We start from the raw sequence: 20182 nt of genomic DNA on the forward strand, positions 1-20182 counted from the left end.
AACCGCCAGGCTGGCGCCCGGCGGTTTGCAGATCATGGCTGTATGTTCGTGCCGCTCAATAGGGGCAGGCGTTGTCAGTCGTATAGTCGTGTACTTCGACCTTGCCGGCAATGATGTCGGCCTTGGCCTTTTCGACGGCCGCCTTCATCTCGTCCGTCACCAGCGCCTTGTTGTTGTCGTCCATGGCGTAGTCGACGCCGCCTTCCTTGAGGCCGAGATTCTCGACGCCGCCCTTGAAGGTGCCGTTCTTGCCGTCCATGAAGGCGGTGTAGACGGCGACGTCTACGCGCTTCAGCATCGAGGTCAGTACCTTGCCGGGCTGCAGGCCGTTCTGGTTGGAATCGACGCCGATGCCAAGCTTGCCGGCATCCGCCGCCGCCTGCAGCACGCCGACGCCGGTACCGCCTGCCGCGGCGTAGACCACGTCGGAGCCCTGGTCGATCTGCGTCTTGGCGATCTCGCCGCCCTTGGCCGGATCGTTCCAGGCAGCCGGCGTGTCACCCGTCATGTTCTGGATGACATCGGTCGCGCCGGCCGATTTGGCACCGCCGACATAGCCGCATTCGAACTTGCGGATCAGCGGGATGTCCATGCCGCCGACGAAGGAGACCTTCTTCGACTTCGAGGCCATCGCCGCCATGATGCCGACGAGATAGGAGCCTTCGTTTTCCTTGAATACCAGCGAGCGGACATTGGGCATGTCGACGGCGTCGTCGATGATGGCGAAGTTGAGATCGGGATATTCGGCCGCGACCTTCTTCAGCGCATCCTCCCAGGCGAAGCCGGCCATGACGATCGGGTTGTGGCCGTCCTCGGCGAAGCGGCGCAGCGCCTGCTCACGCTGCGAGGCGTTGGAGACCTCGAATTCGACGTAGGCTGTGCCGGTTTCCGTCTTGAATTTCTCGGCGCCGTGATAGGCAGCCTCGTTGAAGGATTTATCGAATTTGCCGCCGAGATCATAGAGGATGGCCGGCTGGACATCCGCGGCGAAAGCCGGAAGAACCATTGCGGTTGCGGCCAGGAGGCCGAGAACGATACGTTTCATGTGATCCACACCCTGTCGGTTATTTTTTCCGTTACGCACCGCATGCCGGCCCGGTTCTCCGGCAGGCATGCGACGTCAGCCAGGAGTGTATTCCCTCCCGCTCGGCGGCAATCTGGCATGGCCCGAAACAAAATTCACGCGGAATTTTGACCTTTTGGAAAAGCTTGGTGCAGGCAAGCCGCACCGCAGCTTGTCCTTGCGCCAAGTGTCAGGCGGAGGCGGCGGCAGGGATGGCGCAATCGACACCGGTGCCTTTGAGGTTGCACGTGCCGTAAGGGTTCTTTGCCAGATATTGCTGGTGATCGGCTTCGGCGAAGTAGAATTCGGCCGCCGGGACGATCTCGGTGGTGATCCTGCCGTGGCCGGCACCGCGCAGCGAGGTCTCATACGCATCGCGCGAGGCGCTCGCCGCCAACAGTTGCGCCTCGTCGCTCGTGTAGATCGCTGAACGATAGGCGGTGCCGACATCATTGCCCTGGCGCATGCCCTGCGTGGGATCGTGGCTTTCCCAGAACAGCTTCAGAAGCCCAGCATAGGAGACGATCCCGGGGTCATGGACCACCAGCACCGCTTCGGCATGACCGGTTAGCCCGGTGCAGGTCTCCTGATAGGTCGGATTGGGCGTCAAGCCGCCGGCATAGCCGGCCGCGGTGACCCAGACGCCTTCGATCTGCCAGAACAGCCGCTCCGCAGCCCAGAAGCAGCCGAGCCCGAACATGGCCGTCTCGAGCCCCTCGGGATAAGGACCCTTGAGCGGTCTTTTCAAGACCTTGTGCCTGGATGCGGTCGGGATCGCCCTGGCGCGGCCCGGCAGGGCCTCGGAGGGCTTCGGCAGATTGAGCTTCTTGTTCAGCATATCGCTGAGAAAGAACATGCGCGGGTTTCCCTCTCTTCGCGGAAAGCGGATCAGTTTGCGACGAACTGTCCGGCGCGACGTTGCCGCCTGTAGCCTATCGCATAGAGCAGGAAAGCCAGCACCGCGAACACGGCGAAGCCCGGCTGGTTCAGCACCCAGGCGATGGCGCCATCCCATAGCAGCGGGCTGGTCTTGGTTCGGATGAAGGTCTCGAAGGCGGCCCGCGTGTCGGGCGAGACCGCCAGCCAACTGCTGTTGAGCGGGGTCAGCACCAGCACGGAGGCCGCCACTGTGCGTGTCGCGTCGAGCACCGCCATGATGACGGAAATCGACAGCGCGATCATTGCAGCAAGACGAAAGACGAAGCGAAACATCAGAACCCTCCTCCGGGCTGGTCCTCTCCCGAGGGGCTTTTCAGAGATAGAATGCGCATGGCTGGATCGCAATCGCCATACGCGAATTTGCAGACTCCAAACTCAGGTCAACGGAGGGCCGGACGACAGTCGGTCGGGTCGCTTTTCATTGACATGTGAGGGCAGCTATGCTAATAGTTTGGGTATGGCGTTGACCTGCGCCGATGACCCGCCGCACAGGCGGGTTTTTGCGTTTGGTGCTCGCAAACCGACGCGCCGGCGAAGTCTCCCAAGACCGTGTGAACCCGGATTTGTTGCCCGCGCGAATTATGCGGCCGGCTTCCTTTTGTGCCGGTGGACACGCCAGACAGCAAAAACGCCGCCGCCGATGGCGCCGATCACCAGACCGGCCAGGCCGGTGAACACGGCGAAATAGCCGCAGGCGCCCTCGAAACAGCTCATCTCGGTGGCATCGGCGATCACCGAGCCGATGGCGAATCCGCCCACGGCGCCGATGACCGCGCCCAGGACGATGCCGAGCAGCGCGGCGATGACCGAGACGAAGGCCGATGGGCTCTCGGTTTTCGGATTGACATAAACGGCATCGGCTTCGGATCCATGGCGCAGCAGATAGATGCAGAGCGCGCCGATGGCGATTTCGGCGCCGGTGATGACAAGCGCCTGGCCCGAGAAGACGAATCCCGGCACCGTAGGGGCATAGGCATGGATGACCAGCAGCCCGACGATTATGGCAATCTGCCAGATCGTGAACTGGCGCGGGAAGCGGGCCGAGCGGCCGAAGGCGAGGCCGAGCAGGTAAAGCCCCCACAGGATGGTGACGATGTCGACGACGAGCCCGCCATAGATAAGGTAAAGCACGCTGTCTGGCAGGCCGGTGGCGCCGACCGCGGGCCAGACGGAGATCAGGCCGTAGACTGACCACGCCATGACGAAGACAAGCCAGCCCACCGGCACGAAGGACAGTCCGCTGTCCGGCCGCCTGACTGGCGTTTGTCCATTGCTCGATGTCATCTCCGCACAATGCCCCCGCAAAGCCTTGGCACCCGACAGGCAACTCCGGGGGAAGTCAAGGGCGGCCGTCCCTGCGGTCCTGCCTGTGCACACCATTGCAGCGGCGGCGCCCGCAAAAACGGGCATGCCGGCGGCCTCGTGAAACACTGTGTGGCCGGCAAAGCGAATAGACTGCCGTTATGGCTTGGCATTCGCCGTCGGATCGACTAGATGAGCCCCGCGCCTGTTGCTTCGACGGCTCAGGTGCAGGGGAAGGCGTTTGCTGGTTGGCGACGCCGATGGCGAAAGTTTCGTCTTGCCCCAAGGGAGGTGCATCTCCCCAACCCGCGCGGCAAAACCGGCCGACGCGACATGCATGGACGGAGAGGTGGCCGAGTGGTTGAAGGCGCACGCCTGGAAAGTGTGTTTACGGGAGACCGTAACGCGGGTTCGAATCCCGCTCTCTCCGCCATCCTGCTTCGCTCTACGAGCTTCGCAGGACAAGCCCGAGCCTCTGCGCGAAGGAGGGTGGTAAACATCCCGCCGCGCTCTGCCCTTGAAACCTGCCAATCACAGGAGATGGCATGCCGAACGATGTAATCGTGCGCGACAGCAATGGCGCTCAATTGAATGACGGCGATTCCGTCACGCTGATCAAGGACCTCAAAGTCAAGGGCACTTCGGAGACGATCAAGCGCGGCACATTGGTGAAGGCCATCCGCCTGAACGGCAATCCCGGCGAGATCGAATGCAACACCAAGCAAGTGAAAGGCCTGGTGCTCAAGACCGAGTTCGTGAAGAAGGCGTGAGCCTCAAGGCGGCGAGCGATCTCGATGGCTCCTTCGGGATTTTGGAGAGCCTGCCGTCGCCAAGTGGAAGCGGAGCCGTTGAGCGTCCGGCACATGATCGCTGCGCTGCGAAATTGATAATTTCGCCGACCAGGCACAATCAAAAAACTGCCAAGACCCAAGTCTGGAACCTCCGGCCTCGTTGCGCGTTTCACGGCGTCCCGTTCGCGGACCCGCCGGATATCTCTCCAAGCGCGCAAAAAAACCAGGAGCCCGCTTCATGCACGACAAGCTGTTTCATTCCCCGGTCGCACTCTCGGTCGGCCTTGGCTTCAAACGCGAGATTGCGTCGCTGGCCGAAATGCACGACTTCCTCACCAATTGGACGACCTCCCGCCGCGGCCCGCTCTACCGCAACGCGGTGGAAGCATGTGAACTCGCCATCCCAGGCTATGTGACCATCGAGCAGGCCCGCCACGCGCTCGTCCAGTTTGCGCAAGCTTCTTGTATCCTGTGGCCGGACCTCGAGCCGGTGGCGGGCGTGCACGCCGTTGCGCGTGGCTATGGCGGCTACGCCGCCTGAAGATCGATACCCTCCGTGGCGGCTAAAGCCACACCACCATAGAAGGCCCGGCTGGCCCCAGCCGGGCTTTCCCGTTTCCGGCAGCTCGCAAGCAAATCGCAATCCTGTGGCTGGCCACCTGCCTTGCGCGACAATCCCTGCGTGTCGGGAAGAGCCCGCGCAAAAATCTTTATGAAATTCCTATTTCTTTCCACTGCGCCCCGTCTCGAACCTTTATGGCGATCGGGTCCATATTCCCTTCAGAAAACACAACCGGTTTCGTCGCCAAAGATGCGACGGGACACTTTCGATATTGCGAACTCTCCTGTCAAGTTCGCAAAGTACAAAAGAACAAAAGGAATAAAAACAATGGATATGGCTGTTATCGGGATCGGAATTTTGTTCTTCACCCTTTGCTTCGTTTACATCAAAGTTTGTGACGCGCTCTAGAGCGAGGCTGAAAAAATGATCGTCGACTATATTCTTGGTGGCGGCGTTACGCTGTTCCTGCTCGCCTACCTGACATACGCCCTCGTTCGTCCAGAACGCTTCTGAAGGCACGGAAAGCCACAGCCATGACACTGAACGGTTGGATACAGATCCTGGTCTATTGCGGGATCGTCATATTGCTGGTGAAGCCGCTCGGCGGCTACATGCACCGCGTCTTCAACGGCGACCGGACGCTGCTCTCGCCCGTCTTTGGCCCGCTCGAGCGCGGGCTGTACCGTGTTTGCGGAACCAGCGAACGCGAGGAACAGCACTGGACCACCTATGCGGTCGCCCTGCTGCTCTTCAACCTTGCCGGCTTCCTGGTGCTCTACGCCCTGCAGCGCCTGCAGGGCAGCCTGCCCTACAACCCGGCCGGCATGACAGCGGTTGAACCAGGGCTCGCCTTCAACACCGCCGCCAGCTTCATGACCAACACCAACTGGCAGAACTATGGTGGCGAGAGCACGATGTCCTATCTCGTGCAGATGGCCGGGCTGACGGTGCAGAACTTCGTTTCGGCGGCCACGGGCATTGCCATAGCCATCGCGCTGATCCGCGGCTTTGCCCGGGCTTCGGGCAAGTCGATCGGCAATTTCTGGGTCGATATGACCCGCTCCACACTCTATCTGCTGCTGCCGTTCTGCATCGTGCTGACGCTGGCCTATGTCTGGCTCGGCATGCCGCAGACGCTGGGCGCCTATGTCAACGCCACGACGCTCGAAGGCGCGCAGCAGACCATCGCCGTCGGCCCGGTCGCTTCGCAGGTGGCCATCAAGATGCTCGGCACCAATGGCGGCGGCTTCTTCAACGCCAATGCCGCGCACCCGTTCGAGAACCCCGACGCGATCTCCAACCTGATCCAGATGGTGTCGATCTTCGCCATCGGCGCCGCCTTGACCAATGTCTTCGGCCGCATGATCGGCAACCAGCGCCAGGGCTGGGCGATCCTCTCGGCCATGGGCGTCATGTTCATCGCCGGTGTCGCCATCTGCTACTGGGCGGAAGCCGCCGGCAACCCGCTGGTGCATGCGCTGGGCATCGACGGCGGCAACATGGAGGGCAAGGAGACACGTTTCGGCATCGCCTTGTCGGCGCTGTTTGCCGTCATCACCACGGCCGCTTCCTGCGGCGCTGTCAACGCCATGCACGGCTCGTTCACGGCGCTCGGCGGCATGATCCCGATCATCAACATGCAGCTTGGCGAAGTCATCGTCGGCGGTGTGGGCGCGGGCCTCTACGGCATCCTGATGTACATCGTCGTCGCCGTCTTCGTCGCAGGCCTGATGGTCGGTCGCACGCCCGAATATCTCGGCAAGAAGATCGAGGCCAAGGAGGTCAAGATGGCGATGCTGGCCATATTGTGCCTGCCGCTGGCGATGCTGATCTTCACGGCCATCGCCGTCGTGCTGCCGACCGGCGTGGCGTCGATGGGCAATGCCGGCCCGCACGGCTTCTCGGAGGTCCTCTATGCCTACACGTCGGCGGCGGCCAACAACGGTTCGGCCTTTGGCGGCCTCAGCGGCAACACGCCCTGGTACAACATCACCATCGGCATCGGCATGCTGATGGGCCGCTTCCTGGTCATCATCCCGGCACTGGCCATTGCCGGCTCGCTGGTGGCGAAGAAAACGGTTCCGGCCTCCGCCGGCACCTTCCCGACCGATGGCCCGCTGTTCGTCGGGCTGCTGGTCGGTGTCATCCTGATCGTCGGTGGCCTCACCTTCTTCCCCGCGCTCGCCGTCGGGCCGATCATCGAGCACCTGGCGATGGCTCACGGGCAGACCTTCTGAGGCCGCCATGTCGTGGTTCAATGCCATGCGCCGCAAGGTCGCCCACAGGGACGATCACGGAAAGGAGGAGGGACCTCCTCCTTTCCCGACCCTGTCGACGTTTCTCGGCCTTGCGGCAGTCATGCTCGTCCTCTGGCTGCTGGCCTACGGGCCGCCCCATCTCTTTTCGGCATCCGATCATCCGGTGCCGTCCAACAACACCGAAGCCGGAGCTTCAAAATGAGCAACTCGAAATCAGCCAGCATCATGGATGCCAGCATCCTGCTTCCCGCCATCGGCGGCGCCTTCCGCAAGCTCGACCCGCGCACGCTGGCCAGGAACCCGGTGATGTTCGTCGTTGCCGTCGTCTCGGCGCTCACCACTGTGCTGTTCGTCAAGGACCTGGTCTCCGGCGGCGGCAATCTCGGCTTCACGCTGCAGATCATCATCTGGCTTTGGTTCACCGTGCTGTTCGCCAACTTCGCCGAAGCGGTCGCAGAAGGCCGCGGCAAGGCGCAGGCGGATTCGCTGCGCAAGGCACGCACCGAGACCAAGGCCAAGCTTTTGACCGGTGAAGACCGCACCAAATACAAACTTGTGCCCGGCACCAGCCTCAAGGTCGGCGATGCCGTGCTGGTCGAGGCCGGCGACATCATCCCGTCCGACGGCGAAGTGATCGAAGGCGTCGCTTCGGTCAACGAGGCCGCGATCACGGGCGAATCCGCGCCGGTGATCCGCGAATCCGGCGGCGATCGTTCGGCGGTCACCGGCGGCACGCAGGTGCTGTCCGACTGGGTTCGCGTGCGCATCACGGCGGCTTCCGGCCACACCTTCCTCGACCGCATGATCTCGCTGGTCGAAGGTGCGGAGCGCCAGAAGACGCCGAACGAGATCGCGCTCAACATCCTGCTCGTCGGCATGACGCTGATCTTCGTGCTGGCCACCGCGACGATCCCGAGTTTTGCTTCCTATTCGGGCGGCTATATTTCGGTGACCGTTCTGGTGGCGCTGTTCGTCACCTTGATCCCGACCACGATCGGGGCGCTGCTTTCGGCCATCGGCATCGCCGGCATGGACCGTCTGGTGCGATTCAACGTGCTGGCCATGTCGGGTCGCGCCGTGGAAGCCGCAGGCGACGTCGACACGCTGCTGCTCGACAAGACCGGCACGATCACGCTCGGCAACCGCCAGGCGACGCAGTTCCGCCCGGTCAAGGGCGTCACCGAACAGGAACTGGCCGACGCGGCCCAGCTTGCCTCGCTCGCCGACGAAACGCCGGAAGGCCGTTCCATCGTCGTGCTGGCCAAGGAGAAATACGCCATCCGCGCCCGCGACATGGCAACGCTGCACGCCACCTTCGTGCCCTTCACAGCACAAACCCGTATGAGCGGCGTCGACATCGATGGTTCGTCGGTGCGCAAGGGCGCCGTGGATTCCGTGCTTGCCCATGTCAACCAATCGACGGTCGCAGCTCATGCCACGCGGCCCGGCAGCGATACCGTCAGGGATCTCCAGGCCATCGCCGACGAGATCGCCAAGTCCGGCGGCACGCCGCTGGCGGTCGAACGCGACGGCCGCCTGCTCGGCGTCATCCACCTCAAGGACATCGTCAAGGGCGGTATCAGGGAGCGCTTCACCGAACTGCGCCGCATGGGCATCCGCACGGTGATGATCACCGGCGACAACCCGATGACGGCGGCGGCCATCGCCGCGGAAGCAGGCGTCGACGACTTCCTCGCCCAGGCCACACCGGAGGACAAGCTGAAGCTGATCCGCGACGAACAGGCCAAGGGCAAGCTGGTTGCCATGTGCGGCGACGGCACCAACGATGCGCCGGCCCTCGCGCAAGCCGATGTCGGTGTCGCCATGAACACCGGAACGGTCGCCGCCCGCGAGGCCGGCAACATGATCGATCTCGACAGCGATCCGACCAAGCTCATCGAGATCGTCGAGATCGGCAAGGCGCTCTTGATGACGCGGGGCTCGCTGACGACCTTCTCGATCGCCAACGACGTCGCCAAGTATTTCGCCATCATCCCGGCGATGTTCGCCGTCTTCTACGTCGCACCGGGACAGACGACCGGTCCGCTGCAGGCACTCAACGTCATGCATCTGGCGACGCCGCAGAGTGCCATCCTGTCGGCCATCATCTTCAACGCGCTGATCATCATCGCGCTGATCCCGCTGTCGCTGAAGGGCGTCAAATATCGGGCCATCGGCGCCGGCGCGCTGCTCAGCCGCAATCTTCTCGTCTATGGCCTCGGCGGCCTCATCGTGCCTTTCGTCGGCATCAAGGCGATCGACATGATCGTCACCGCGCTTGGCCTCGCTTAACTCTTTGTTTTAACGCAATTCCCTAGGGAAAACCGCTTCACACTTTTCCTGGAATTGCTTTGAGGAACATCTCCATGCTCACCCAGATAAGACCCGCGATCATCATGATCGTCTTCTTCACGGTCCTGACCGGCCTGATCTATCCCCTGGGCATGACCGGCATCGCCCAGGCGCTGTTTCCGCGGCAGGCCAATGGCAGCCTGGTCGAGAGGGACGGCAAGATCATCGGCTCCGAATCGATCGGCCAGGGGTTTGCCAGCGACAAGTATTTCCACGGCCGCCCTTCGGCTGCCGGCGACGGCTACAATGCAGCCGCCTCGAGCGGCAGCAATCTCGGCCCGACCAGTCCCAAGCTGATCGACCGCATCAAGGGCGACGCCGAGAAGTTGAAAGCGGAAAACCCGAACCAGCCTGTTCCGATGGATCTGGTGACGACGTCCGGCAGTGGCCTCGATCCCGACATCAGCCCGGAAGCCGCCTACTTCCAGGTCGCCCGGGTGGCCAAGGCCAGGGGCATCGAGGAGGCCAGGGTCAAGGCGCTTGTCGATGCCCAAGTCGAGGGCAGGGAACTCGGCTTCATGGGCGAGCCTGTGGTCAATGTGCTTGGCCTCAACCTTGCGCTGGACGTAGCGAAAGAGTGAATGGCGGCGGCCGGGGATCGACAGTACCCCCGGCGCCATCCATGATCGATCCCGATGCCTGACGACAGAAGCAGCGACACCAGACCCTCGCCCGACGCACTGCTTGACCATGCCGAGCGGGAGGGTCGCGGCCGCCTAAGAATTTTCCTCGGCGCGGCACCCGGCGTCGGCAAAACCTATGAGATGCTGATGTCGGGCCGCGCCAGGCTGGCCGACGGCGTCGATGTGGTGATCGGCGTCGTCGAGACGCATGGCCGCAAGGAGACGCTGGCCCTGGTCGAGGGCTATGAGGTCATTCCCCGCTGCAAGGTCGACTACAAAGGGCGCATCCTCGACGAGATGGATATCGATGCCATCCTCGCCCGGCGCCCGGCGCTGGTTCTTGTCGACGAACTCGCCCACACCAATGCGCCCGGCAGCCGCCATCCCAAGCGCTATCTCGACGTCCAGGAGATCCTGACGCACGGCATCGACGTCTATACGACGCTCAACATCCAGCATGTCGAAAGCCTGAACGACGTCGTCGCCCAGATCACCAAGGTCAGGGTTCGCGAGACGGTTCCCGATTCCATCATCGACCAGGCCGACGATGTCGAGATCATCGATCTCACCCCCGACGACCTGATCAAGCGGCTCGAGGAAGGCAAGGTCTATTTCCCCAACACCGCGCAGCGCGCGATCGAGAACTATTTCTCGCCGGGCAATCTGACGGCGCTCAGGGAACTGGCGCTGCGCCGCACCGCGCAGCGTGTCGACGACCAGTTGCTCATCCATATGCAGGCGCACGCCATTCCAGGACCGTGGGCGGCAGGCGAAAGGGTCCTCGTCTGCCTCGACGCGCGACCTGGAGGAGCGGCCCGCGTGCGCTATGCACGCAGGCTGGCCGACCGGCTGCGTGCGCCGTGGACGGCGCTGCACGTCGACAGCACGCGCTCGGCCAGCATGCCCGAGAATGACAAGGACCGGCTGGCGACGAACCTGCGCCTTGCCCAGCAGCTTGGCGCCGAGGTGACGACCATTCCGGGTCAGAATGTGGCGCAGGACATCGTGCGTTATGCGACGGCGAACAATTTTACCCATATCGTCGTCGGCAGGCCGACCCGGTCGCGCTGGCGCGAATTGATCGAAGGCTCGCTCACCTACGATCTCATCCGCAATGCCGGCGATATCAGCGTCCATGTCATTTCGGGAAGCGAACGCGGCACCGAGGCGGCGTCGCGGAGCGTCAAGGCGGCCGACGAGCAGTGGCAGTTCGAAATCTGGCCCTATCTCAAGGCGACGGCCTTTGTCATCGGCTCGCTCGCCTTCGCCGTCCTTCTCGATCAGTTTCTCGACGTTCGCAATCTGGCGATCATTCTGCTCATTGGGGTGCTGGCATCGGCGGTGACCGGCGGCCTGTGGCCGGCTCTGTATGCTTGTTTCGTCAGCGCCCTTGCTTTCAATTATTTCTTCCTGGAGCCGCGCTATACGCTGACGATCAGGGATCCGGAGAGCATCGTCGCGCTTGGGGTCTTTCTCGTCGTTGCGGTCATTGCCAGCAATCTGACGGCGCGCGTGCAGCGCCAGGCGGTCGCCGCCCGCTCGCGGGCGCGGGCGACCGAGGATATCTATCTTTTTTCGAAGAAGCTCGCCGGCGCCGGGACGCTGGACGACGTCCTCTGGGCCACGGCCTTCCAGATCGCCTCGATGCTGAAGTTGCGCGTGGTGCTGCTTTTGCCGGAAGACGGGACGATCACCGTCAAGGCCGGCTATCCGCCTGACGACACGCTGGCCGAAGCCGACATCGCCGCCGCCCGCTGGGCCTGGGAGCATAATCGTGCCGCGGGTCGCGGCGCCGACACGCTTCCGGGCGCCAAGCGCCTCTATCTGCCCTTGCGGACAGGACGCACGCCCATCGGCGTCGTCGGCCTCGACAACGACAAGCAGGGACCGTTGCTGACGCCCGAGCAGCAGCGGCTTCTCGACGCACTGGCCGACCAGGCGGCAGTCGCCATCGAACGTATCCAACTGGTCGCCGACGTCGACCGGGCCAAGCTCGCCGCCGAGGCGGACAGGCTGCGCTCGGCGCTGCTCACCTCCATTTCCCATGATCTGAAGACGCCGCTCGCCGCCATCATGGGCGCCGCCGGCACGCTGCGGGATTTTTCAGCAGCACTTCCCGAACCGGATCGGGCCGAACTGCTGTCGACGGTGCTCGACGAATCCGAGCGGTTGAACCGCTTCATCGCCAATCTGCTCGACATGACCAAGATCGAGTCCGGCGCGATGGAGCCGAACTACGCCTTTCACTATGTCGGCGACATCGTCGGCTCTGCCCTGCAAAGGGCCAGGAAAATCATCGGCGAGCACAAGATCGAGACGGACATCCCCAGGGATTTGCCGATGTTGAAGGTCGACCCGGTGCTGTTCGAGCAAGCGTTGTTCAATCTTCTCGACAATGCGGCGAAATATGCCCCGGCCGGCTCGACGATCCGCGTCCAGGGCTGGACCGACAATGGCTCCGTCCTGCTGCAGATCATGGATGAAGGGCCGGGCATTCCTCCCGGCGATCTGGAACGGATTTTCGACACCTTCTACCGGGTGCGCAAGCGCGACCAGATCCGCGCCGGCACCGGGCTCGGCCTGTCGATCTGCCGCGGCTTCATCGAGGCGATGGGTGGCACGATCACGGCGGCAAACCGCACCGACGGTTCGGGCGCGGTCTTCACCATCAAAATGCCCAAGCCGGCAAATCCGCCCAACTTCGACGCTTCGAATACCGACGATGTGGGTGACCTGGCATGACAAACTCGAACGTCAGGATACTGGTCGTCGATGACGAGCCGCCGATCCGCAAGCTGCTGCGCGTCGGCCTCGGCAGCCAGGGCTACGCGATCAGCGAGGCGCCGAATGCCAGGGCGGCCATCGAGCTGATGGAGGCGGAGAAGCCGGACCTCGTCCTGCTCGACCTTGGCCTGCCCGGCATGAGCGGCCATGAGTTGCTGCGCAAATGGCGCGACGACGGCCTCGACATTCCGGTGGTCATCCTGTCCAGCCGGACCGACGAGGCCGGTATCGTCCAGGCCCTGGAGCTCGGCGCCGACGACTATGTCACCAAACCCTTCGGCATGAACGAACTGGTCGCACGCATCCGCGTGGCGCTCCGCCACAAGTTCCAGCAGCAGGGAGAGAAGCCGATTTTCCAGACCGGCGATCTCAGCGTCGATCTGGTCAAGCGCATCGTCAAGGTCGAGGGCAAGGAGGTAAAGCTGTCGCCGAAGGAATACGACATCCTGCGCATGCTGGTGCAGCACGCCGGCAAGGTGCTGACCCACCATTTCCTGTTGAAGCAGGTCTGGGGCGACTCGACCGACGTGCAGTATCTCAGGGTCTATGTGCGCCAGCTCAGGCAGAAGATCGAGAAGAGCCCTGACCAGCCGCGCTACATCACCACCGAGACCGGCGTCGGCTACCGCCTGCGCGAGGTCGAATGAGCGGGTTGGGCGCTTCTAGCCAGTAGCTTCCAGCTGCTGGCCAAGCGGCTTGGAAACCCGCAAGGCCGCGAGACAGCCGACAATGCCGAGCGGGACGAAGGCAAGAAACAGCCAGGACGCGACATTCGCCGCCGCGTCGTGGTTCAAACCTTGCGAAAAGCCGCTGGCATTGGCGACGATGCCGGCAAGGGCTGCACCCACGGCGTAGCCGATGCGCTGCATGGTCGGCACCGCCGCCGAGGCGATGGTCTGCTCGCTCTTCGGGGCGGAGGCGACGATGACGCGTGTCAGGAACGGCCAGGCGATGCCGAACCCGCCGCCTTGCAACAGGGCGCAGATCAGGATGAGCGGGATGGAACCCAGGGGTATCGTGTAGGCAAAGCCGGCGATGCCGGCCGCGATCATCACCGCGCCGCCGATGATAATCAGCCGCTCGCGCCGCGGCGGCGCGTTGGCGACCAGGATCGACAGGATCGACCAGGCGATCGATTCGGCGGCGATGATGTAGCCGGTGGTCAGCAGCGGAATGTCGTGAAGGCTGGTCAGCAGCAGCGGCCCGTAGACGCCGAAGGAACAGGTGGCCACCGAAAAGGTGGCAACCATGGTCATGCCGGCGCCGACCGGCGTGCGCCATGAGAACAGCCGCGCCGGGAACAGCCGCGAAAGCGGCTTCAGCGCGTCGATGGTGAAGAACAGCAGCAGGCCGATGAGGCCGAAGGCCATCAGCAGCGAAGAGCGCAGCAAGGCGATGTCGACGCCGGCCGAGGCGATCAGCACCACGGCAACGGCAAGGCAGGCAAGGGCCGCGAACGGGAAGGGCGGCGCCCCGCCTGCGCTCGCCTTCGGCCTCGTCGCCTCCGGCGTGTCGAGCACGATGAAACTTGCCAGCGCCATGGCTGCGCCGCCGAGGGTGAAGATGCCGAAGGCCCAGCGCCATGACAAAAGCTCGGTCATGATCGCGCCGAGCAATGGTCCGCTGAAGGCGGCGACGCCCCAGATCGCCGACATGATGCCGAAAAGCTGCGGCCAGATGGCGCGCGAGAACAGTCGTTCGACCGAGACGAAGGCCAGCGACACCAGCGCACCGCCGCCAAGTCCTTCGATCAGGCGGCCGGCGAGGAACAGTTGCATGGAAGGCGAGGTGGCGCAGATCAGGGCGCCTGCTGCGTAGAGCAGGGCTGCGACCACCATGTTGGTGCGCAAGGGGACATAACTCACCAGCCGTCCGGCGGCCGCGCCGGCAACGATGGCACCGAGTTCGTAGATCGCCAGCGACCAGCCGACGAGCTGCACGCCCGCCAGTTCGCCGACCATGGCCGGCATCACCGTTGCCACCATCGTCTCGTTGGTGGCGTGCAAGAGGATGCCGAGGCTGATGAAGCAGAAGCGCGCCAGGTCGCCGCTTGCCCATAATCCGCGCCAGTCGACCTTGTTTGTGCTGATCCCGGTCATTTCCACCCCTGTCTTGCATATCTCGACGCCAGCGCAGGACGCCAGAAGCCAGTACGGCTTTCCGGCAGGACCATGCGGTTCGACAGCGCCGGATCGGGCGCCGCATCGAGGCGTTGTTGCGTTCGGGGGCAGGCTTGTAAAACCTCAACCGGGGTTGAGCTCAAGCGGTTTTTTGAGGACCGTTCGCGCGGCAGCCTTTCCGATTGGCGGGTTCGTTGCGCGATCAGTTCTCGGTGCTGCGCAGCTGGAACTGGCTGACGCCGATCGCGAGGTTCATGCCGGTCTGCGTCTGCAAGCTGAGCGGCTGCAAGGTGAAGGCCTGAGCGGAGCCGCCGACCAGGAGATTGGCGCCGGCGCCGACGGCGGCCGTCACCTCGGCGCTGGCGCCGATGTAGTCGCCGGCCAGCGCACCCGGCGCGTAGATGTTCTTCAGCGGCGTCAGCACGATCCACTGCATGACCGTCTGCTTCGTCGTGCCGATGTCGAGGCCGTATTTGTTGACGGCGCCGAAATAGGCTTCCGGCGCGAAGCTCTTGTCGGCGGGGTTGAAGGTGCAGCTCAGATCCTTGCTCGAGCCGAAGATGAAGCCGGTGCCGCCGCCAATGGCACAGTCAAGCGTACCGAGCTCTATGCCTCGGTCCTGCGCCTGCGCTGCTCCGACAAACACGGTAGCGAATATGGCAGCAGCAATGGCTGTCTTCAGCATGATGGTCCCCTCAAAAATCAACGGCGCGGAACCATCCTATCTGGTTCCGCGCCGCGGGGTGAGGGGTCATGGAGCGCACGGCTCCATGCGATCACTTGAATGAATGGATCAGCTGGAGCGAGGTCACGGCCACGGCAAGGTTGACGCCGGTCTGCGCCTGGACGCTGAGCGGCTCCAGCATGAAGGCGCTGTCCAAGCCGCCAACCAGCAGATTGGCGCCGCCGCCGGTCACCACGCTCGCCTCGGCGTTGACGCCGTAATAGCTGCCGGCGAGATCGCCTCCGTCACGGTCCCGGGTCGCAGCCAGCACGGCCCAAACGAGCTGGCCCTGATGCGTCTGGCCGACATCGAGGCCGATCTTGGAGATGACGCCTGTGTAAACCTCGGACGGCCCGTGATGATGAGGCCGGAAGACACAGGACACGCCCTTGTTGGAAGCGACGATATAAGCGGTGCCGCCGTCGATGGTGCAATCGAGCGTGCCGAGTTGCAGCTTGCCGGCGCTGGCTGGAGCCACCGCGAACATCGTCGTGGCGAGGGCAGCGGCGCAGGCGAGTTTCTTGATCATGGGAGGGTCCTTTCGCAAATTGCTTTTCGATAACGGCTTGGGAGGCCAGACCGTTCCGCTGAAAACTTGGCGCGATCAAGGCAGGGGCCGAAAGCCTCCTGCCGGGGTTAATGCGCAGTTGCGAAGTGCGTCTTTTCGGACACGCCAAGAATCCCGCGGCACTTGGATGTCACGCGGCTTTGTATGGGAAGCGTTTGCCGAAACCGAGATCAGCTGACGCGGGCGAGGCCATCCTTGGCCGGCTGGTAGGTCGGGTCGAGGCGAACGGCTTCCTTATAGGATTTCGCGGCTTTGGCCTTGTCACCGCGCCGCTCGTAGATCAGCGCCTGGTTGGCCCAGGCCTCGGCGTTCTTGCCGTCGAGCTTGATCGCCATGTTGAAATCGGAGAAGGCGTTGTCCTCGTCATTGGTTGCCAGATAGGAGAGGCCGCGGCCGTTGTAGGGCTCGGCGGCGTCCGGCGCCAGCGAGATGGCGGTCGAGAAATCCTCGATGGCGAATTTGTGCTGGCCCTGGCTCTGATAGATCAGGCCTCGATTGTGGTAGGCGCGCGCGTCGGTCGTATCGAGTTGGATCGCCTTCTGAAAGTCGTTGAAGGCGTCCTGGGTGCGACCCGCCTTGCGGTAGAGATTGCCGCGGCCGATATAGGCGGCGTCATAGTTCGAGTTGATCTGGATCGAACGGTTGTAGTCCGCGAGTGCGGCTTCCTGGTTGCCGAGGAAGCGCTGGATGAGCGCACGATTCGAATAGGCCTGGAAGAAATTCGGATTGAGCTGGATGGCTTGATTGAAATCCTTGAGCGCCGCCTGGTACTGACCGCCACGGCCATAGGCCGAGCCGCGCACATTGTAGCCTTCGGGATCCTGGGGATTGCGCTGGATGACCGCCGACAGCGAGGAAATGTTCTCGCTCGAGCCTTGCGCCTTGTCGATGTTGTTGAATTCACCGGTCGGGCCCGCCGTTTGGCAGCCGGCAAGCGCCAGTCCGGAGAGCAGGGCCGCTGTCAGGGCGAAACCACGCAATGCGGTCCCGCGCTCCACGCTCGTTGCGTTCATGTCTGCCCTGTCCTCACTTCAAGCCGCGTCGTTCAGATCCGGCTCCCCCTCCGGACCGGTCACATCAAAACAAAAAGGTGGCGGCGATTCCACATCGCGCCACCTCTGATATCCTTCGAAAAGGACGAAAAATTGGCGTTAGAACCGCGGCGGACGCGGAGCGCCAGCTGCACCACCAGCGGCGCCGGCAGCAACAGGGCGCGGCGTCATCGGCAGCAGGCCTTCGCGCTGGGCGCGCTTGCGGGCCAGCTTGCGGGCGCGGCGAACGGCTTCAGCCTTTTCGCGGGCGCGCTTCTCGGACGGCTTCTCGTAGTGACCGCGCATCTTCATTTCGCGGAAAATGCCTTCGCGCTGCATCTTCTTCTTGAGAGCGCGAAGCGCCTGATCAACGTTATTGTCGCGGACGAGTACCTGCACGGGCAATCCTGTCTTTCGGGTTTGATATCAACAGGCAAGCGGTCATAGCCGCTAGCCTCCGCGGCGGTTTACACCACGAATTGTGGCGGCTGATAGCAGAATCATGCCGCGCTGTCCACAGCGGAATCGCTCTGGGCAAAAGGTATTGATGCCCGCAGACGTCAGCGGCTGGCCTAGCGCATCCCGGCGGCGTTGGCGGAAATCCCGCATCTCGCGGTAGCGGCTGCTGTTTAAGCTGCTGTTTAATTAGTTATCAAGGCGGGAAAATGCTTGCTCATCGGTTCAATTAAAATCAAGCTTGCGGCAATTGGGGTGGGATTACTCGGGCAGCCTCCTGGCGTTGGAGGATGATCCGAAGAGGGGGCCGATTTGAAGGTCGAATTTTGCACGTCAGTGCCGATGTTTTTTGGACATGAGATTTCGTCGACGAACAACACGCTCAGGCAGCAGAAAATTGCGCTGGAGGACAATCCCGCCTTCGAAGGAGCATATCTCAGGCCGATAGCCGTGGACCGAATTGCGCGAAGAAAGAATAGCTACTTTGTCGTAAATTCAAGAAGTGAATACATAGAAGAAATAGCAAGAAACGGCCTTTCTTCCGCTAAAACGATTGTGTCGGTCGCAACCAGTGTCGAATATGAATCCAGAGATTATGGCGTATTTCTTTGTAACATATTTACGATTGTAGAATTTAAAGGCTGTGACGCCAAGACGTTGGACAATATCATTGATATGTACCAGGAATTTTTTCCGCGGCTTTTCAGCAGGGGAAAAATCCCTGAAGGCATTTCCATCCTGGATCAATCGGCGCTCGACAAAATAGCCCGCTTTGCCGGGGTTTCACCCGAAGATGCGCAAATTTCGAAAGTCTCCCTGTGCGGCAGCTATGCGGAGTTCTTCGCCATCTTCCCGGAGGGGCAATCTGCGGATTGCCCTGTCGATGCCGGGAAACATTACAAGGTAAAGGACGATCAGCAATTCATCGACATAGAATACGCCAGTGGGAAAAATTCACGGGTGATATCGGGCTATTCCATCTTCGGGCTCATAACCGATGATCCGGACGAGGCGTACAAGATTTTCAAGGAGATGGTTTTCCATGTGAATTACCACTGGAACCTCATCCGTGACCTTCGTGACGGGGTACAGCAAAGGTTCCTGAACCTGATCGCCGACGAGGCCAAGGCGAGCGTGCTTGCCAAGACCATCAAGGAAATCGACAGGCAAAGCGACCTGATCCGCGCGCTGACCTATGAGGCCGACAGCATTTCGGTCTGCGAATGGGCAGAGGAGCGCAACCTCTATCAATCGCTTTGGAATGGGTGGAAGGGCGATGAGCTCGTCGGCGCGACGTCCGGCTACATCGAGGACGTCAAGTCGTCCGTCTCAAGACGATATGACGAAAGAACGTCGAAATACGAAGGTATCATCCAGATTCTGCTGACGTTCATTACGCTACTTACTATAGTGTCGATAGTGTTTCAAACGGTGGATTTTGTCTATTCGAGTTCTGAACCGATGTCTCAGATGTGGCCGCAGAATATTGTGCGACTGTACTGGTTTGGCTTTACGTCTATATTTTTTGCAGTGGTTTTCATCGCCTCTCTGGCGGTCAGATCGCGGCAAAAATAGCGAGATGGAATTTGGCTCCGGCATCCCTGGAGACTGAGATTTCACGCAGAAATTCGTCCAGGCCATTGGTCGGATCATCGCGGCAGGGGTGTAGAAGAAGGAAGAGACGGGTGACGCTCGTTGTCGCCTCCGCCCTTTCGTCGCCGTGCTGCAGAGGGCTGGCTCGGCGGCAGCAAGCGCCAGCCGCCAGTCTTGTCCGTGAACATGCATCCCGCCGCTGGAATTGCTCACGTCCGGTTGATCGACACGCCGCCATCGGCAAACAGAGCCGCTCCGGTGGTGAAGCTCGAGGCATCGGAGGCGAGATAGAGCGCCGAGCGGGCGATCTCCTCCGGCATCGCGACACGCTTGAGCGCATGCAGGCCTTCGACGAAGGCCCGTGATTCCGGAGTCTTGAAGGTTGCCGCCGGCGTGTCTGTGCCGCCGGGCAGCAGCGCGTTGACCCGCACGCCTTTCGGGCCGTATTCGGCGGCAAGCACCTGTGTCAGTCCGATCAGGCCGGCCTTGCTCGCGGCATAACTGGTCATGCCTGGCATGCCGACTGTGTGGCCGACGAAGGTGGAGGTGAAGATCAGCGAACCACCGCCACGCTCGACCATTGCCGGCACCTGGTATTTGGCGCCGAGAAACGCGCTGGTGAGATTGGTGTCGAGCGTCTCGCGCCAGCCTTCCAGCGGCAGTTCGGCTATCGGTCCCATCAGGCCGACAGCGCCGGCATTGTTGAAGGCGATGTCGAGCCCGCCGAATTTTTCGACCGCCAGATCGACAAGGGCCTTTGCGTAGGCTTCGTCGCGGACATCGCCCGCAAGCGCGATGGCGATGCCATCGGCATCCGCGATTTCGGCGACAAGCGCGTCGAGCTCGGCCTGGCGGCGGGCGGCGACGATGACCTTGGCGCCTTCCTCGGCAAAGAGTTTTGCCGTGGCGCGGCCGATGCCGGAACTGGCGCCGGTGACGATGGCGACCTTGTTGGCGAGTGCGAACATTTTTGCATCCTTTTCTTCGCGCCGGCTTGACCGGCAGTTGGGATGCTT

Annotated in this window: 20 protein-coding genes and 1 tRNA gene; 11 read left to right on the top strand and 10 right to left on the bottom strand. The window is 62.4% G+C overall.

Going from position 1 to position 20182, the window contains the following annotated elements; all coding sequences use genetic code 11:
• Window positions 1-55 precede the first annotated feature (55 nt).
• From M729_RS0108760 to M729_RS0108775, 4 genes are all read right to left on the bottom strand, one after another.
• A complete protein-coding gene (locus M729_RS0108760; protein ID WP_024502791.1) occupies window positions 56-1045 on the bottom strand; it encodes a BMP family ABC transporter substrate-binding protein in 990 nt (329 codons plus the stop codon).
• 208 nt (window positions 1046-1253) lie between these two features.
• Window positions 1254-1919 (bottom strand): peptide-methionine (S)-S-oxide reductase MsrA, encoded by a 666-nt coding sequence (msrA, locus tag M729_RS0108765; RefSeq protein WP_027161358.1) that lies wholly within the window; start codon window positions 1917-1919, stop codon window positions 1254-1256.
• 32 nt (window positions 1920-1951) lie between these two features.
• Complete coding sequence (locus M729_RS0108770; protein ID WP_024502789.1) at window positions 1952-2275, bottom strand: hypothetical protein; 324 nt, start codon at window positions 2273-2275, stop codon at window positions 1952-1954.
• A gap of 306 nt (window positions 2276-2581) precedes the next feature.
• The gene (locus tag M729_RS0108775; RefSeq protein ID WP_164919868.1) at window positions 2582-3286 is read right to left on the bottom strand and encodes a hypothetical protein; all 705 of its coding nucleotides are present in this window, start codon (window positions 3284-3286) and stop codon (window positions 2582-2584) included.
• A 361-nt stretch (window positions 3287-3647) separates the two neighbouring features.
• Here M729_RS0108775 and M729_RS0108780 point away from each other — a divergent pair.
• From M729_RS0108780 to M729_RS0108830, 10 genes are all read left to right on the top strand, one after another.
• Window positions 3648-3737, top strand: a tRNA-Ser gene (locus M729_RS0108780).
• Window positions 3738-3849: 112 nt separating this feature from the next.
• A complete protein-coding gene (locus tag M729_RS0108785) occupies window positions 3850-4074 on the top strand; it encodes an alkylphosphonate utilization protein (protein ID WP_013529641.1) in 225 nt (74 codons plus the stop codon).
• Between the two features lie 259 nt (window positions 4075-4333).
• The gene (locus tag M729_RS0108790) at window positions 4334-4636 is read left to right on the top strand and encodes a DUF982 domain-containing protein (RefSeq protein WP_013529642.1); all 303 of its coding nucleotides are present in this window, start codon (window positions 4334-4336) and stop codon (window positions 4634-4636) included.
• A 444-nt stretch (window positions 4637-5080) separates the two neighbouring features.
• Window positions 5081-5170, top strand: a complete 90-nt coding sequence (locus M729_RS01000000134785) for a K(+)-transporting ATPase subunit F (RefSeq protein ID WP_032808122.1) — start codon at window positions 5081-5083, stop codon at window positions 5168-5170.
• Window positions 5171-5190: 20 nt separating this feature from the next.
• Window positions 5191-6894, top strand: coding sequence for a potassium-transporting ATPase subunit KdpA (gene kdpA / locus M729_RS0108805; protein WP_027161360.1), 1704 nt, complete (start codon window positions 5191-5193; stop codon window positions 6892-6894).
• Window positions 6895-6919: 25 nt separating this feature from the next.
• Window positions 6920-7117: a hypothetical protein gene (locus M729_RS0108810; RefSeq protein ID WP_224621338.1), complete on the top strand. Its 198-nt coding sequence runs from the start codon at window positions 6920-6922 to the stop codon at window positions 7115-7117.
• On the top strand, window positions 7114-9207 hold the full coding sequence (gene kdpB / locus M729_RS0108815; protein WP_027161361.1) for a potassium-transporting ATPase subunit KdpB: 2094 nt from the start codon (window positions 7114-7116) through the stop codon (window positions 9205-9207). The genes M729_RS0108810 and kdpB overlap by 4 nt, the downstream gene beginning before the upstream one ends.
• A gap of 74 nt (window positions 9208-9281) precedes the next feature.
• Window positions 9282-9848 (top strand): potassium-transporting ATPase subunit KdpC, encoded by a 567-nt coding sequence (gene kdpC / locus M729_RS0108820; protein ID WP_027161362.1) that lies wholly within the window; start codon window positions 9282-9284, stop codon window positions 9846-9848.
• Between the two features lie 54 nt (window positions 9849-9902).
• Window positions 9903-12632: a sensor histidine kinase KdpD gene (locus M729_RS0108825; protein ID WP_027161363.1), complete on the top strand. Its 2730-nt coding sequence runs from the start codon at window positions 9903-9905 to the stop codon at window positions 12630-12632.
• On the top strand, window positions 12629-13321 hold the full coding sequence (locus tag M729_RS0108830; protein ID WP_013529648.1) for a response regulator transcription factor: 693 nt from the start codon (window positions 12629-12631) through the stop codon (window positions 13319-13321). The genes M729_RS0108825 and M729_RS0108830 overlap by 4 nt, the downstream gene beginning before the upstream one ends.
• 15 nt (window positions 13322-13336) lie before the next feature.
• On the opposite strand, the gene M729_RS0108835 is transcribed toward M729_RS0108830, so the two are convergent.
• The 5 genes from M729_RS0108835 to rpsU form a co-directional block, all read right to left on the bottom strand.
• A complete protein-coding gene (locus M729_RS0108835; RefSeq protein ID WP_027161364.1) occupies window positions 13337-14773 on the bottom strand; it encodes an MFS transporter in 1437 nt (478 codons plus the stop codon).
• Window positions 14774-14996: 223 nt separating this feature from the next.
• Window positions 14997-15479, bottom strand: a complete 483-nt coding sequence (locus tag M729_RS0108840; RefSeq protein ID WP_013529650.1) for a DUF992 domain-containing protein — start codon at window positions 15477-15479, stop codon at window positions 14997-14999.
• 91 nt (window positions 15480-15570) lie between these two features.
• A complete protein-coding gene (locus tag M729_RS0108845) occupies window positions 15571-16047 on the bottom strand; it encodes a DUF992 domain-containing protein (protein WP_024502781.1) in 477 nt (158 codons plus the stop codon).
• 209 nt (window positions 16048-16256) lie between these two features.
• A complete protein-coding gene (locus tag M729_RS0108850) occupies window positions 16257-17099 on the bottom strand; it encodes a tetratricopeptide repeat protein (RefSeq protein ID WP_013529652.1) in 843 nt (280 codons plus the stop codon).
• A 138-nt stretch (window positions 17100-17237) separates the two neighbouring features.
• Complete coding sequence (gene rpsU / locus M729_RS0108855) at window positions 17238-17516, bottom strand: 30S ribosomal protein S21 (RefSeq protein WP_013529653.1); 279 nt, start codon at window positions 17514-17516, stop codon at window positions 17238-17240.
• Window positions 17517-17885: 369 nt separating this feature from the next.
• On the opposite strand from rpsU, the gene M729_RS0108860 reads away from it, so the two are divergent.
• On the top strand, window positions 17886-19148 hold the full coding sequence (locus tag M729_RS0108860; protein ID WP_156949282.1) for a hypothetical protein: 1263 nt from the start codon (window positions 17886-17888) through the stop codon (window positions 19146-19148).
• Between the two features lie 227 nt (window positions 19149-19375).
• Here M729_RS0108860 and M729_RS0108865 read toward each other — a convergent pair whose 3' ends face one another.
• Window positions 19376-20134, bottom strand: a complete 759-nt coding sequence (locus tag M729_RS0108865; protein WP_024502779.1) for an SDR family oxidoreductase — start codon at window positions 20132-20134, stop codon at window positions 19376-19378.
• Window positions 20135-20182: the final 48 nt, after the last annotated feature.

Source organism: Mesorhizobium sp. WSM1293, assembly GCF_000513875.1.
Lineage (GTDB): Bacteria > Pseudomonadota > Alphaproteobacteria > Rhizobiales > Rhizobiaceae > Mesorhizobium > Mesorhizobium ciceri.